This window comes from Blastopirellula sediminis (assembly GCF_020966755.1).
Taxonomy (GTDB): Bacteria; Planctomycetota; Planctomycetia; order Pirellulales; family Pirellulaceae; genus Blastopirellula; species Blastopirellula sediminis.
Genome location: NZ_JAJKFT010000010.1, coordinates 359,007 through 373,543, shown reverse-complemented (window position 1 = coordinate 373,543; position 14,537 = coordinate 359,007). Strand labels below are relative to the sequence as shown.

Genomic DNA, 14,537 nt, shown 5'->3' with positions numbered 1-14,537 from the left:
GTGGCCATGGCACCCGGTCGATTAACCCAACAGCTTCGCTGCGTGCTGCGTTTCGCACGCGGCGACGATGGCGTTGCGGACGGCGTCCGCTTCTTCGCCGGTCAGGGTGCGATCGGCCGCTCGCAGCGTGATGGTGAACAGCACCCGCTTTTTGCCAGGGCCGTCTTTCTTCGTGTCACGGAAGATCTCGCGGAACTCGACCTTTTCGAGCAACGGGCCGGCCGAGGCGGTGACGGTCGCTTCCAACTGATCCCACGTGAGCGTCTCGTCGACGATCAGGTTCAGGTCGCGAGTCATCGCCGGGTAAGTGCTGAACTCGTGGTGCTGCGGAATCAGGACGGTCAGCTCTTCCAACACGCGGAGGTCAAGCTCAGCGACGGTCGTCGGCTGCTGCAGCTCGAACGTCTTCTGGGCCGAGGCGCTCAAGAGGCCGAGGAAGCCGAGCGTCTTGCCGCCCACCTTCAGCTCGCACGCTTGTTCGACGTCGAGCAGCGAATCGGCGAACCGCGACGCGGTGACGCGAACGTCCGGGTTGAGCGAATGGACGAGCGTCTCGATCACTCCTTTGAGCCCGCGGAAGTCGCGGCCGCTGGTCATGCTGACGACGTACCGTTCATCCGGCAGCTCGTCTTTCCGCGGCAGGTAAACCTTGGCGATCTCGTACAGTTCGATCGGCGAGTTGTCGAACTTCTCGTTCATGCGGCGAGCCCCGAGCAAGCTCGGAATGAGGCTCAGCCGCAGGCAATCTTCGCCGCGGACCATCGGGATGGTGACGGTGAGCGCTTCGGCCTGGCTCCAGCCATGGAACGCCGCCGACCACTCTTGGCTGACGACGCTCCGCGTGACCGCTTCGTTCATCCCAGCGGCGACCATCAGGGTGCGGATCCGCGAGCGAACGCGATCAGCGTCGCTGCGGTGTGAGGCCGACATCTTCACCGCGGCGTCTTGCGGGATCTTGTCGTAGCCATGGATGCGAGCGACTTCTTCGACGAGGTCGATTTCGCGATCAATGTCGCGGCGCCAGCTCGGCGGAATGACGGTGATCTTCTGGCTGGCGACCGATTCGATCTCGTTCCCCAGACGCGAGAGGATCCGCTCGACTTCGGCGGGCGGAACTTCAATCCCCAGGATCCGTTTCAACTGCGGCAGGCGGAGCGTCACTGACTTGCGCGGCTGCGGCTTGCTGCCGGCGTAGATCGAACCTTCGGCGAGTTCGCCGCCGGCCAGATCAAGGATCAGCTCGCAGCAACGACGGCTGGCCCAGTCGATCATTTCGGGATCGACGCCGCGCTCGAAGCGGTAGGAGGAATCGCTCTTCAGCTTCAAGCGGCGCGACGTGGTGCGAACCGGCAGCGCGGCGAACTGGGCCGCTTCAATCAGCAGGTCGGTCGTCGCTTCGGTCACTTCCGAATCGGCGCCACCCATGACGCCGGCGATCGCCACAGCGCCCACTTCGTCGGCGATGACGTAGTCGGTCGGCTCCAGGTCGTACGTCTTGTGATCGATCGCCATGAACTTCTCGCCGGGGCGAGCCTGGCGAACGGTAACGCCGGCGCCGTCGATCTTGGCCAGGTCGAACGCATGCAGCGGCTGGCCGATCTCCATCAGCACATAGTTGGTGATGTCGACGACGTTGTTGATCACGGCGATGCCGAGAGTTTCCAAGCGGCGTGCGAGCCACTCGGGGCTCGGGCCAACTTTGACCCCTTTGATCGCACGGGCGATATAGCGGGGGCAGAACGCTTCGTCTTCGATCGTGACGGTGACGTAGTCGCTGATCGGCTGGCCGGCGCCTTTGACCTCGGCCGGCGGGATCTTCAGGTCGAGATCGAACAACACCGACGCTTCCCGCGCGATGCCGACATGGCCGAGCCAGTCGGGGCGGTTGCTGGTCACTTCCAGATCAAGCTGGCGATCGTCGCCTACCGATTCGGATCCGTCGTAGTTGAGGCCTGCCATCGTGACGCGGTCGCAGAATTCCGCTTCCGAAACGTCCAGCTGCAGATAATCGTTGAGCCACTTCCAGGAAACTAACATGGCGCCCTGCTCTCTCCGCTCTTAAAACTGCGACAGGAATCGCACGTTGTTGTTGTACAAATGCCGAATGTCGTTCACCCCGTGGCGACGCATGCACAGCCGCTCGACGCCGAGACCAAAGGCGAACCCAGTCACTTCTTCCGGATCGTAGCCGACCGCTCGCAGCACGTTCGGGTCGACCATCCCGGCGCCGCCGAACTCAAGCCACGTGTCGTTCCACCGCATGTCGACTTCGACGCTCGGCTCGGTGAAGGGGAAGAACGAGGGACGGAAACGAATCTCGACGTCATGGCCAAGATAGGTCTTGGCGAAGAGGTGGAGCACGCTCTTCAGGTCGGCCATCGTGACGTCGGTGTCGATCATCAGACCTTCGATCTGATGGAACATCGCGTAGTGGGTCGCGTCGATCTCGTCCGGGCGATAAACGCGGCCGAGCGAAACGATCCGGACCGGCGGCTTCGTGTTCTCCATCACGCGGATCTGCACGGTGCTGGTCTGGCTACGCAGCAGCATGTCGCCGCCGGCCGCTTTGGCGGCGGCGTTCAGGTAGAAGTTGTCGAGCGGATCGCGAGCCGGGTGCTCCATCGGGATGTTGAGCGCCTCGAAGTTGTGCCAGTCGTCTTCGATCTCGGGCCCTTCGACCGCCGAGAAGCCGAGCCGGCCCATGATGTCTTTCAACTCTTCGATCGTCTCGGTGATCGGGTGGACGTGACCGACCTGCAGCATCGTGCCGGGCAAGCTGACGTCGAACGCTTCCGACGACTTGCCGCTGCCGCCGCTTTCGCTCAGCTTGGCGACCGCCGTTTCGAACAGCTCTTCGATCCGCTGTTTGACTTCGTTAAAGCGTTTGCCGGCGGCCGGCTTGTCATCTTTGCTGACCGTGCCGAGTCCCTTCTGGGCCGACTTGAGCTTTCCGCTCTTGGCGCCCAGAAACTCGACGCGCGCCGCTTCCAGCACGTCGCCGTCAAACTTGTCGACCGCTTCGTTGAAGCGTTCGACGGCCGAGTCGACCAGAGTATCCAATTCGCGAATGAAATCGTTTAGCGACATCGCTTTCTCGCTCGCGGCAGATCCTAGAAAGTAAAAAAGCCGCCGAGAGGTCCCGGCGGCTCATGTTGTTTCGGCTTTGATTGCACGTCTCCGTGCGCCTTACGCGGCCAGGGCGGCTTTCACCAGCTCGGTCACTTCGTCAAAGGCGCGCGGATCATGGATCGCCATTTCCGACAACGTCTTGCGGTCCAGTTCCAGACCGGCCTTGCGCAGACCGTAGATGAACTGGCTGTAGCGGATGCCACGCATGCGGGCGGCGGCGTTCAGACGCACGATCCACAGCTTGCGGAATTCACGCTTACGCACCTTACGGTCGCGATAGGCGTAAACGCCGGCGCGGACCAGGGTTTCTTTCACGGTACGCAGAAGCTTACCGCGGCCGCCGCGGAAACCGCGGGCTTTCTTAAACAGACGCTTCTTCGACTTGTGCCGAGCGGCTCCGTAAGTCGTTCTCATCTTGTCACCTCGTTTCGTCCACTAGGCCCTTCGCTCAATTGGCGGCGAAGCGTTTTTGCCCGTGCACTGGGAATAAAAAAACTCGAATCCACAATTCCGACGAGGATATCGCTAACTAGTAGCTGTATCCGTTCAGGGCTTTGATCAGCATCGGCTCGTCCACTTCGGCCAGCACGCGGGTGCCACGGAGACCGCGGGTGCGCTTCGGCGAAAGGCGAGTGGCCAAGTGGCTGGTGCCGCATTGGCGATGCTTGATGTGACCTTTGGCAGTCAGTCGGAACCGTTTCTTCGTTCCCTTGTGCGTCTTCATCTTTGGCATCGTTAGACCCACTTTCTCTCTAAGGAAGGTTTGGAAACGGTCGAAAACCCAAGATTGTACGCCCTTCTCGGCGACTTCGTAAGGGGGAAGCGAAAAAATCGCCGCCGGTTCGCGGTAAACTGCGGTGATTCGTAAGTCCAACAGCTATAGTCACTTGCGTCTGCTTGTCGCCGTTGCCTGCTTCCGTGAATTTTTGCCCGCTTGCCCCTCCAAACGAACCTCTCGGCCGCGGACTGCGCCTTTCCCTGGCGGGTCGCGTCTAGCCGACCCCGCAATCGTCAGTAGAATGCATGCACTGGGAAACGCCCCTTTTCGAACGATCGCGGCCGTTTTCCCTCCGCAGATGTTTCGCTTTTAGCCCCTACAGAGGACCGACGTGTCGGAGACGACTTCCCCCAAAAAACGCGCTTCGCAAACGACCGCTAGCAGTCTGGAATTGGCCCATGCAGCCGCCGTCGTTGCGGAAGAAAATCGCGCGAAGAACATCGTCGTCCTCGACATGCGCAAGCTGACGGCCGCCTTCGATTACTTTGTGATCGCCACCGGCGCCAGCCGCCGTCAGTTGCACGCGATCAGCGACGAAATCGACAACAAGTTCGAGAAAGAACTGGGTGATACGCGTCTCGGTCGCGAAGGGTACGACGACTCGCGCTGGATTTTGCTCGACTACGGCGACGTCGTGATTCACATCTTCGACGAGCCGACGCGCGACTACTTCTCGCTGGAAGATCTGTGGGCCGAAGCGCCTCGCTTGGATCTCAGCAAGGTGCTGCACGACCCGGCCGCCAACGAAGCGTCCCGTTTGGCCGCTGAGTCGGACGAACACTTCTAGGTCGCAACCGGCGATCCAGGCTGCGTTACATTCGCCTAGCCGGCAGATGCCGCCGGTTCGACGATGACGCGTACCGATTCCGGTTCGACGGCGACTTCTTCCGGCTGCGGATCGACGTTGCGATCCATCCGCCAGCCAATCGCGATCAGGCCGATCGCCAACACGACGACGCCAGCGCTGACCAACGGCGTTGCTCCCAGACCAAGCGGCGAGGCGACCACCTGGCCGCCGATCACAGCGCCCAAGGCGATGCCAAGATTGAAGGCCGATTGGTTCAAACCGGCAGCGACGTCGACGGCGCCTGGGGTCCAGCGGCGAGCTTGATTGACCGCCAACAGTTGGAGTCCGGCGCCCGGGCTGAACATGAAGATGCCAAAGAAGATCACCGCGACGATCATCGCGATCTTGAAGGGCGCCGCCAGCCAAAGGCCGATCATGCCGACCACGACCAGGCAGAACAGGCCCATCAAGGCCGGGTAAATCTTTCGGTCGGCCGCTTTGCCGCCGATGATGTTGCCGAAAGTAATGCAGAGCCCGATCACGCCGAGGATCAGCGTTACCGCGACTGCATGGAAACCGGAGATCTCTTCCAGGATCGCCGTCATGTAGGTGAACGTGGCGAACGTGCCGGCATAGCCGATCGCGGTCATTCCCAAGGCGAGCAGCACGCGCGGTTGCTTCATTACGGCGGCCTGAGCGGCCAGCGTCATCCGTTTGGTCGGCGCGGGCAGCTTCGGCAAATAACGAGCTTGCGCGATCGTTGCGATCAAGCCGAGAAACGCCGTCCCCGCGAAGGCGATTCGCCAGCCAAGCGTTTGTCCGAGCAAGGAGCCGAGCGGAACGATCGTCGCCATCGCGATCGAAAGTCCTGCGAAGACGACGCCGATTGCGTGCGCTTCTTTCCCGCGGCCGACCAGTTTCGCCGCCACGTTGGTCGCCGCCGCCAGGAAGACGCCGTGCGAGATCGCGGTGAAGAAGCGTACGCCGAGCAGGAATCCGTAGCTGGGCGCGAAGGCGCACGCCATGTTCGTGACGAAGAAGAGGGCCATCAAGCTGATCAGCATCCCTTTGCGCGGCAAGCCGGAGAAGAGAGCCGACAAGATCGGCGTCAGCAGCGTCACTCCCATCGCATAGCCGGAGACCAATAGGCCAGCGGCCGGCAGCGAGACTTCCAGGTCGCCGGCGATCGTCGGCAACAAGGCGACCGGCAGGAACTCGGTGGTACCGAGGGCGAAGCTTCCCAGCCCCAAGGCGACCAGCGCGGCGCCGGTGTTTTGTGGAGTGGTTGCGGCAGGTCCAACAGACGATTCAAACGCAGCGGCAGCGGACGCATCCATTTGCGATCACAGATCCCAACTAATAGTGGAAGGTTCTTCTCAGGCGGGCGTCGTCGACGGCCAAAATCGCACGTTTGGCGAACGGTTCGTCGACGATCGAAGCGGTGGGAGAGGGCGCCTTCGATTCTCACCATGGATCGGCAAGTCGACAAGTTGGGTTTTGGTTTTTGGGGAGAATTTGCGACAATCCTCACTAGATTTTCGCAAATAAGGGGGCGTATTTCTCTTGCAAAGAAATGGCGCCAGCGTCGCATCAGAGGCGACGGTCAGAATCCGGTCCCCATTTGGCGATCGCTGACGGCGGTTTGAGCGTTGACCCGAAAGAGAGAAAAGGCACCCAGGTTTTGCTTGAGAACTGCTAGCGGTTTTGAAGAAAACTACTTTCAGGATTTTTGCTCGCACTCGCATCGTTCGATTCGAACGCAGTGGCAAATGTTGCCTAGGAAGTGAAGAGTTCACTCACAAGCCCCTGGTAACAAAGGTGCAAATTTGTACACTTGGTGGTTGGTGGCTTGCGGATCCGCGCAGGCCGGTCCTTTTCTCCCCTTCCTGCGACGTTCCAAGACGGAGAGTATCGATGACGATTGCCGAAACCTTGTTGCCTGAGTTTGACGAAGAGATGTCGCTGACCCGCAAGACGCTGGAAGCGATTCCGAATGACAAGCTCAACTGGAAACCGCACCACAAGTCGAACACGATCGGCTGGAATGCGAATCACCTGGCCGATATTCCGAGCTGGATCGAGTTCATGCTGAATCATGATTCGCTCGACATCGCGCCGGTTGACGGTACTCCTTGGAAGTCGCCAAGTCTGGAGTCGATCGAAGAAATCCTGGAGCTGTTCGACAAGAACGTGGGGACCGCGCGAGAAGTGCTGAAGAACGCGCCGGACGAGGTTTTCTCGCAAGACTGGGCGTTCATGATGGGGGGCCAGGTGATGTTCACCATGACCAAAGGCGCCACGCTGCGGAAATGGGCGCTGAGCCACATGGTCCATCACCGCGCAACGCTCCGCGTTTATCTGCGGCTGAACGACGTTCCGGTCCCTGGGGTCTATGGACCGTCCGGCGACGAATAGCTGCCGCAAGAAACGAAAAACGCCGGCTAGTCAGAGCCGGCGTTTTTTTTCGATGTGCGAGGTCGTTAGCAACGTCCGTTGGCGGCCAGTGGAGTAGCGGCTTCGCTTCCGCTCCCTTCTCGGTCGCGGGCTTCGTCCAACTGCTTCATGAAGGCGCCAAAGTAGCGGCCGTTGTCGTGGAACGTGCGTCCGCTGACGATGTTGCCGTCGACGACGCACGCCTCGTCCACAAAGATGCCGCCGCACACTTCGAGATCGAACTTGCACTTCGGCACGGTCGCCATGCGGCGCCCTTTCACGCAGTCGGCGTAAGCCAAGATCTCGACGCCGTGGCAGACGCACGCGACCGGCTTGCCCGACTCGACGAAGTGGCGCGTCGCTTTGACCAGGTTTTGATCGTAGCGAATGTATTCCGGCGCACGGCCGCCGCTCAACATGATCCCGGCGTAGTCTTCCGGCACGATATCGGCGAAGGCGATCTCGGCGTTGAGCGTGTACCCTTCCCATTCTTTGGTGATGGTCCAGCCCGGCTTTATCTCGTGCATCACCATCTGGTAGAGACGCTTTTCCGGCCCGGCGACGACCGGCTCGTAGCCTCCTTCTTGCAATCGATAATACGGGTAGAGGGTGTCGAGCGTCTCCGACGCGTCGCCGATGATGATGAGAACTTTGTTCGACACGTTATTTCCCTTTGGCGCTCTGGGCGACGAAGTGGTCCAAGTAATTGCGACCCCGAACGATTTCGGCGGTCGTCTCTGAAACGGTGGGGAGAATCGGCACGCCGCGGGGGACGGGGTGCATGAAAACTTCGGTCCAGCCTTGGTATTGTATCGCGGCCAGGGCGGCGATCAGCGGCTGGAAATCGAGCGGCCCGCGACCAGGCATCTGCAACAATTGCCGCTCGGTCGGAATCGGATCATGGGCGCCGTCCCCATGTTGCCATGCGTAGAACATCTGCAAACCGTCGGCCAACTCATGAATCAGCTGGGCGAGGAACTTTTCGTCCTGCGGCAAATGATACGGAGCGAGAGCGATCGCCAGGTTTTTCGACGGACGCAGTTCCAGCAGCCAACGGAGCGAGTCGGGGGACTCGATCAAGTTGTTGGCGTGGTTTTCGATCGCGATGGTGACGCCGGTCTCCTCGGCGACTTCGAGATGCGGCTTCATCTTCTCCAGAAAATCGCCGACCGCTTTCTTTAGCTCGGCGCCTTCCAGGCCTTTGGGGCCGGAACCGCCGGTCACCATCAGTTGGCAACCGAAGCGCTGGGCCAACCGCATCTCATCTTGTAAGCCGAACGGGCCAAGCTTGTACTGCGTAACGCAGCCAAGCTTGACGTCGTTCTGCTGAAGCAATTGGGCGAACTTTTCTTCCCCCATTTCTTCGATTTGTTCACGTTGATCGCCGTGAACCTTCGGCCAGACGTCAATATGCGTCGCGCCGATCTTTTTCGCCTCGGGCAAGATCTCTTCCAGCTTCGAGTAGCCATACATGCAGGAAGGGAGCATGTAGTTCAAGTGGAACGAAGCGTCGTTCTCGGCGGCGCGACTAACGCCGGCCAAGCCAGCGCCGATCGCGCCGGCCGTCAGCGCGTGAAAGCCGCGACGACTGATAAGCGGTGAGTGGGGCATGATGGAGACTCGCGGAAAAGGTGAACGGGCTAGGCGACTTCGAAACCGGCGCGTTGCTCGCGGCTGAGGTGCTGGTTCGCTTCGTCGTCGCCGACGAACGTTTCGCTCTTCGGGTCCCATGTCAGCTTGCGACCGAGCTTCATCGAGATGTTCCCCAAGTGGCACGTGCTGACGCTGCGGTGTTGCCCTTCGATGTCGGAGATCGGCAGCTTGCGGGCGGCGACGCAGTCGAAGAAGTTCCCCATGTGGTTGATGATCGCGTCGAGCTTGCCAGCCCGTTCGGGACGCTCACGGTTGTCGAAGTTGTAAAGCGTGAAGTCTTCCCGTGGCAGCTTCTTTTCGGTCGGAGCTCCTTCCAGCGAGCCGCGATTGACGAAGATGCGTCCTTTGTCGCCGGTGAACATGACGCCGTTACGGCCGTTGTCGGCGACCGTCATCTCAACGCCGTTGTCGAGCTTGTAGCGGACGTGATAGTCGATTGCGACGTTGTAGCCGTCGACGACATCGGGCATCTTGGCGGTCCCTTCGATCTCGACCGGCAGCGCGCCAGCGCCCCACTGACCGATGTCGATGTGGTGGGCGCCCCAGTCGGTCATCTGGCCGCCGCTATATTCATACCACCAACGGAAGGTGTAGTGACAACGTTCCGGGATGTAAGCGACGTTAGGCGTTTGGCCTTGCCACAGATTCCAGTTCAGATTCTTGGGAACCGGCTGCTTGGCGAAGGGGCCGCCAGTTTGGTTCTTACCGAGGACGATATCGACGCGCTGGAGATCGCCGACCCAACCTTGGCGGACCATTTCGACCGCGGTCCGAAAACGGCTGTCGCTGCGCTGCCACGAACCGACCTGAACGACGCGGCCGGTTTCGCGAACGACATCGCGAATCTTCTTTCCTTCGTCGATGGTGAGCGTTAGCGGCTTTTCGCAGTAGACGTCTTTGCCGGCGCGGCATGCGTCGATCACCATCTTCGAGTGCCAATGGTCCGGCGTGCCGATCATCACCACGTCAACGTCGTCGCGCGAGAGGAGATCGCGGTAGTCTTCCAGCAGCGCCGACTTTCCGCCGAAGTCGCCGTTCGCCTTTTCCAAGATCTCGCGATCAACGTCCGCCAAGGCGACGATGTCGCCGTGCGCGGCCGCTTTTTCGGTGATGACCGAACCTTGGTAGCGGAGGCCGATCGCGCCGATGCCGATCCGCGAGTTGGCGTCGCGCGGCTTTTCGTCGGCCCGCGCTGCGGTGAGCCCGCCGAAAACGAAGGCGGAAGAGGCCGCGGCGGAAACTTGCGTGATCCAGTCACGACGATGGAGGGTCGGCTTGGGCATGAAGGGCTCCGAGTAGGCGAGATCGGACGGGGGCGAAGCATGGCAATGAGTGACGTCAGCGGATGACGCGACCCCCTTATCCTCGCCGGAGTGGCGGACGCCTGCAATCCGCAAATGCGTAGAGTTCCTCCGTTATTTTGTCAGATCGTCTGACGTGGAGACTACGTTTTCCGGCGTTCGCGACGATACTGGCCCGGGGGAACGCCATAGAACTCGCGAAACGTTTCGGCCAGATGTTGCGTGCGGCGAAAGCCGCATCGCTCGCCGATCGTGGCCAGCGTCAGGTCGGTATGCGTCAGCAACTCTTCGGCTCGATTCAGTTTGAGCCGGAGCAGTTCCTGGTTGGGGGAACGGCCGAGCAGTTTGCGGAGACCACGTTCGAGCGAACTGCGCGAGATCGCGACCGCCTTCAGAACATCGGAGACCGAGACTCCTTGGCAAGCGTTCTCGCGCATGAAGAGGAGAGCCGCCGCGAGCTCTGGATCGTCGACCGCAACGATGTCGGATGATTGGCGGGTTACGACGCTGAGCGGCTGGATCAGGATCGGCTTTTTGGGAGCTTTGCCCCCGCGCATGAGATGCTCGAGCAGTTCTGCGGCGCGATAGCCGACCGCCATGCCATTCAGTTCGACGCTCGAAAGCGGCGTGCTGGCCATGCTGCAGAGCGACGCGTCATTCTCGACTCCGACGACGGCGACTTCTTCGGGGACCGTCGCGCCGCACCGTCGACATGCGTCGAGCAGCCAAAAGCCGAGCTGATCGGTGCAGGCCATCACGCCGACCGGCTTCGGCAGCTTGCTCACCCAATCGGCAAGCTCCTGCTGCGCCTGTTCCCACTCGGTCGGCTGTTCGCGGCGATTGCGAGGATGGTAACGCAACGCTTCGTAGCCGTTGTCAGCGACGGTCTGAACGAAGTTTTCGCAGCGCTGCTGGAAGTATTCCTCGGCGCCAAGTTGATAGACGGCGAAGTGCCGGAAGCCGCGGCTGAGGAAATGCTCGGCGACCAGTTTTCCGAGCGAGCGATTGTCGACGCCCACGAAGGGAAAGGAATGCTTCAGTCGCGTCGAGCGAAGTTCGACCGTCGGCAGCTTGGCCCGGCCGACGGCGTCGGCCATCTGTTGCGAACCGCTGCGAGTCAGAATGCCGTTGCCTTGCCACGCCGGAAGCCATGGCGGCGGAGGCGTTTCGAGCGAACGGGATTCGACCAACAGCGACCAGGGGCCACGTTCGGCGACGTATTGGCGGACGCCATGCAGCAACTCGCGCCCATAGGTGCGCGAGGTTTCAATCAGCAATGCGACGTGCGGCGTGGAGGCCCGAGGACGCATACTACCTTTTGCCGTGAGGCGTTACTTGCCGCCCAGTTGTTTGTCGGCGAAATCGAGATACGCTTCCCAATCGCTCGGCGTCACGTCATGTTTGCCGGGGCGAATGCGGTAGCCGATGCGACTGTTGATCAGCTTGTCGAGCGGCGGCATTTCGGTCGCCGCCAGGCCGTCGGTGCCAAGCAAGCGATAAACCGGATCGGCGTACAAGCCCGAGAGGAACTCACCGTGCGGATCGGCCCATTGGTCTTCCTGGGCACTGCAAATCAAGACCGGACGAGGGGCGATCAGCGCGATCAGTTCGTGTTGATCGACCGGACAGGCGTCTTCGTTGTCGTTGTACTTCAGGAAGTTGTCGCAGAACCAATGGGGGAACGACGTGTTGATGCGACGGACCGATTCGCCGAAGCGACGTCGGCTGAGGGCCGCTCCGCCGCAACCGGAGTTATTGGAGATCACCAGGTCGAAGCGAGTATCGGTAGCGCCAGCCCAGAGCGAAGTCTTGCCGAGTCGCGAGTGTCCCATGACGATCATCCGTTCATGATCAATCGCGTCTTGCTGCTCCAGGTAGTCGGCGATGCGCGACAAACCAAACGCCCAGCCAGCGATGCTGCCCCACTCATCGGCGGCCGGCTTCGCTTGACCTTCCTTTTTGAAGGCGGCGTGAATGCCGTTTTGGAAGTCGTCGTCAAAGTCGGGATCGATGTCGCCATAGTAAGCGGTCGCAACCGCATAGCCGCGATCAAGGATTCGCTCCAGCGGCCAGCGCGACTTGGCTGCCCCACGCGACTCTTCGGTCGCGGTGTGGTTTTTGATGCCGTCGGCGGCGATGTTTCGCATCCAGCCCTGCGGCAGCGGAATCGTCGGATCATCGCTGAGCGAATGATTGCCTTTGAAGTTAAGAGCCGTGACGACCGGAACCGGTTTGTCGCTCTTCGGCAGGAAGAGGATCAAGTCGGCGTAGGGGCCATCTTCTTTGCCGGTCAGAAAGATGCGAACTTGGCGTTCGGTCGCTTTGCCGCCGAAGACTTCGCGCTCGGAGATCACGCGGCTAGCAATCGGCGGCGCCGCGGGAGCTTTGCCGTAGACGTCGGTTTCAAACAGTTGCAACAGTTCGGGACGACGAATTTTTTCCCACGCTTCACGCGTGGTGATTTTGGTTCCGTCCTGGGCGACCAGCGGATCGGGCAAGGTGAACTTGGGAAGTTCCGCTTCGTCGTAGAGAACTTTGATGTCTTGAGCGAACGACGGCATGGCTAGGGTCAGCGCAAAAGAGAGCGAAAGGAGAAGTCGCATCGGTGGGTCTCTAGCAATTTCGGCGGGAAAAGAAAAAGCTGCGTGGCGAGAAAGCGTCTCTCCACGCAGCTTCAGAATAGTCGAACGACGACCGTAAAACTACCTGCTATGAGCCAGTTTTTGGCCTATTTGGGACTACAGCAGTTCGCTCGCTAGATCGGCCAGATCGGACCGTTCCCCCTTCTCCAGGCTGATATGCGCGTAAAGGGGTTGGCCGACCATCCGATTGATCAGGTACGACAATCCGTTGGAAAGGGAATCGAGGTACGGGTGGTCAATCTGCTGGACGTCGCCGGTCAAAATCACTTTGGTCCCTTCGCCGGCGCGGGTGATGATCGTTTTCACTTCGTGCGGCGTCAGGTTTTGCGCTTCGTCGACGATCATGTACATCCGCTGCAAACTGCGTCCGCGAATGTACGCCAGCGGCGTGATCACCAGCTTTTCCATTTCCAGCATGCGATTGATCTTTTGCGCTTGCTTATCGTTCTCGCCGAACTGATGTCGAATCACGGAGAGATTGTCGAACAGCGGTTGCATGTAGGGATCAAGCTTGGCGGAAATGTCGCCGGGGAGGTAACCGAGATCCTTATTGGAAAGAGGAACGACCGGACGGGCCAACAAGATCTGCCGATATTGGGAAGAGCATTCGAGCGCTGATGCGAGCGCCAGGATCGTTTTCCCGGTCCCCGCTTTGCCGGCGAGGGTAACGAGCTTTATATCGTCGTCGAGCAGCGCCTTGATGGCGAACAACTGTTCGGCGTTGCGCGGCTTGATCCCGTAGGGGGCGAATTTCTCGACGCGCTGCAGGATTTGGTTGCCGGCGTTAAACGTTGCCAACACCGATTTGGAGCCGTTACGGAGCACGAAGTTTTCATTGGCGGTCGGCTGTTGCACCTCCGGGAAATCGACGGCGTCGACGGCGCCGCCATTTTGGAAGAAACGATCGATCTGCTCCGTCGAAATGTTTTCGACGATGCGGCGACCTGTGTAGAGCTTGTCGCAACTTTCAATCTTGTCGTTGATATAGTCTTGCGCTTGCAAGCCAAGGCTCTTCGCCTTCATCCGCAGGTTAGTGTCTTTAGAAATCAGGATCACGCGCCGTTCGGGCGACGTGCGTTGTAAAAAGAGACCCGTGTTAAGAATGCGATTGTCGGGAGAATCGGAGATAAAGACGCGATTAAGCCGGGCGTCCTGTTCGTGGCAGAAGACCACTCGCAACTTGCCGCATCCTTCGCCGAGAGAGGCGCCGGCTTCTGAGAGAATATCGCCTGTGAGCAGGTCGATTTGGCGGAGAAACTCGCGAGCTTGGAAATGAATGTCTTCATTTCCTTTTTTGAATCGGTCCAGCTCTTCTAGGACCGTGATCGGGATAACGACATCGTTGTCTTCAAAATTACGGAAACTTTTGGCGTCGTGAAGAAGGACGTTGGTGTCCAGCACAAACAGCTTCGGAAGCTGTTGGCCCACGTGATCAATCATACGGTTTTGATCCTGAGCGAAACTAGATTGACAGTTCCTTAGACGGTCAAATCCAACTCACCCGGATAGCCGAAGAATTCTCATTTCGCCTCCCTTCATCGTCCGTCGACGACGTTACTTCCATGTGGGATTAGTTCGGCGCCAGCAAACTAGCATGCAAGCGGCGGAGAGCCGCATCGCGTGGCGTCGTCTGACTGATGCCCATGTTCTAAGGCTTTACGGCGGCAATTGTCCATACGAACCAGTAAATTTCTTCGTATCTTTTTTAACCCGGTTGGCCGGTGAAATCGTCGCAAACGGAACGCGATGTTCCCGATTATCGTACGCCCAGCCGATTTTGGCTCAAGCAAAAGGTTGCCGCTCCGTTCGAGTTG

At 59.9% G+C, this 14,537-nt stretch carries 13 protein-coding genes; 2 read left to right on the top strand and 11 right to left on the bottom strand.

All coding sequences use genetic code 11. The annotated features are described in order from the left end of the window. Positions 1-21 precede the first annotated feature (21 nt). From pheT to rpmI, 4 genes are all read right to left on the bottom strand, one after another. Entirely contained in the window at positions 22-2,037 is a 2,016-nt protein-coding gene (pheT, locus tag LOC68_RS13090) for a phenylalanine--tRNA ligase subunit beta (RefSeq protein ID WP_230219224.1), read from the bottom strand. Between the two features lie 21 nt (positions 2,038-2,058). Beyond that, positions 2,059-3,087, bottom strand: coding sequence for a phenylalanine--tRNA ligase subunit alpha (gene pheS / locus LOC68_RS13085; RefSeq protein ID WP_230219222.1), 1,029 nt, complete (start codon positions 3,085-3,087; stop codon positions 2,059-2,061). Positions 3,088-3,186: 99 nt separating this feature from the next. Continuing rightward, on the bottom strand, positions 3,187-3,543 hold the full coding sequence (rplT, locus tag LOC68_RS13080) for a 50S ribosomal protein L20 (protein WP_230219219.1): 357 nt from the start codon (positions 3,541-3,543) through the stop codon (positions 3,187-3,189). Positions 3,544-3,658: 115 nt separating this feature from the next. Then, positions 3,659-3,862 (bottom strand): 50S ribosomal protein L35, encoded by a 204-nt coding sequence (rpmI, locus tag LOC68_RS13075; RefSeq protein ID WP_105333458.1) that lies wholly within the window; start codon positions 3,860-3,862, stop codon positions 3,659-3,661. A gap of 376 nt (positions 3,863-4,238) precedes the next feature. On the opposite strand from rpmI, the gene rsfS reads away from it, so the two are divergent. Then, positions 4,239-4,694 (top strand): ribosome silencing factor, encoded by a 456-nt coding sequence (gene rsfS, locus LOC68_RS13070; RefSeq protein ID WP_230219218.1) that lies wholly within the window; start codon positions 4,239-4,241, stop codon positions 4,692-4,694. A gap of 35 nt (positions 4,695-4,729) precedes the next feature. Here rsfS and LOC68_RS13065 read toward each other — a convergent pair whose 3' ends face one another. Next, entirely contained in the window at positions 4,730-6,031 is a 1,302-nt protein-coding gene (locus tag LOC68_RS13065; protein WP_230219217.1) for an MFS transporter, read from the bottom strand. A 577-nt stretch (positions 6,032-6,608) separates the two neighbouring features. On the opposite strand from LOC68_RS13065, the gene LOC68_RS13060 reads away from it, so the two are divergent. Beyond that, the gene (locus tag LOC68_RS13060) at positions 6,609-7,109 is read left to right on the top strand and encodes a DinB family protein (RefSeq protein ID WP_230219215.1); all 501 of its coding nucleotides are present in this window, start codon (positions 6,609-6,611) and stop codon (positions 7,107-7,109) included. Positions 7,110-7,174: 65 nt separating this feature from the next. On the opposite strand, the gene LOC68_RS13055 is transcribed toward LOC68_RS13060, so the two are convergent. The 6 genes from LOC68_RS13055 to LOC68_RS13030 form a co-directional block, all read right to left on the bottom strand. After that, complete coding sequence (locus LOC68_RS13055) at positions 7,175-7,789, bottom strand: DJ-1/PfpI family protein (RefSeq protein ID WP_230219213.1); 615 nt, start codon at positions 7,787-7,789, stop codon at positions 7,175-7,177. 1 nt (position 7,790) lies between these two features. Then, positions 7,791-8,738 carry a sugar phosphate isomerase/epimerase family protein gene (locus LOC68_RS13050; RefSeq protein WP_230219212.1) on the bottom strand — a complete coding sequence of 316 codons (948 nt, stop codon included), beginning with the start codon at positions 8,736-8,738 and terminating at the stop codon, positions 7,791-7,793. Between the two features lie 29 nt (positions 8,739-8,767). Then, positions 8,768-10,063, bottom strand: coding sequence for a Gfo/Idh/MocA family protein (locus LOC68_RS13045; protein ID WP_230219211.1), 1,296 nt, complete (start codon positions 10,061-10,063; stop codon positions 8,768-8,770). 161 nt (positions 10,064-10,224) lie between these two features. Then, on the bottom strand, positions 10,225-11,391 hold the full coding sequence (locus tag LOC68_RS13040) for an AraC family transcriptional regulator (protein ID WP_230219209.1): 1,167 nt from the start codon (positions 11,389-11,391) through the stop codon (positions 10,225-10,227). Between the two features lie 21 nt (positions 11,392-11,412). After that, positions 11,413-12,684 carry a glucuronyl esterase domain-containing protein gene (locus tag LOC68_RS13035; protein WP_230219207.1) on the bottom strand — a complete coding sequence of 424 codons (1,272 nt, stop codon included), beginning with the start codon at positions 12,682-12,684 and terminating at the stop codon, positions 11,413-11,415. 135 nt (positions 12,685-12,819) lie between these two features. Continuing rightward, positions 12,820-14,163, bottom strand: a complete 1,344-nt coding sequence (locus LOC68_RS13030) for a PhoH family protein (RefSeq protein ID WP_230219205.1) — start codon at positions 14,161-14,163, stop codon at positions 12,820-12,822. Between the last annotated feature and the right edge of the window lie 374 nt (positions 14,164-14,537).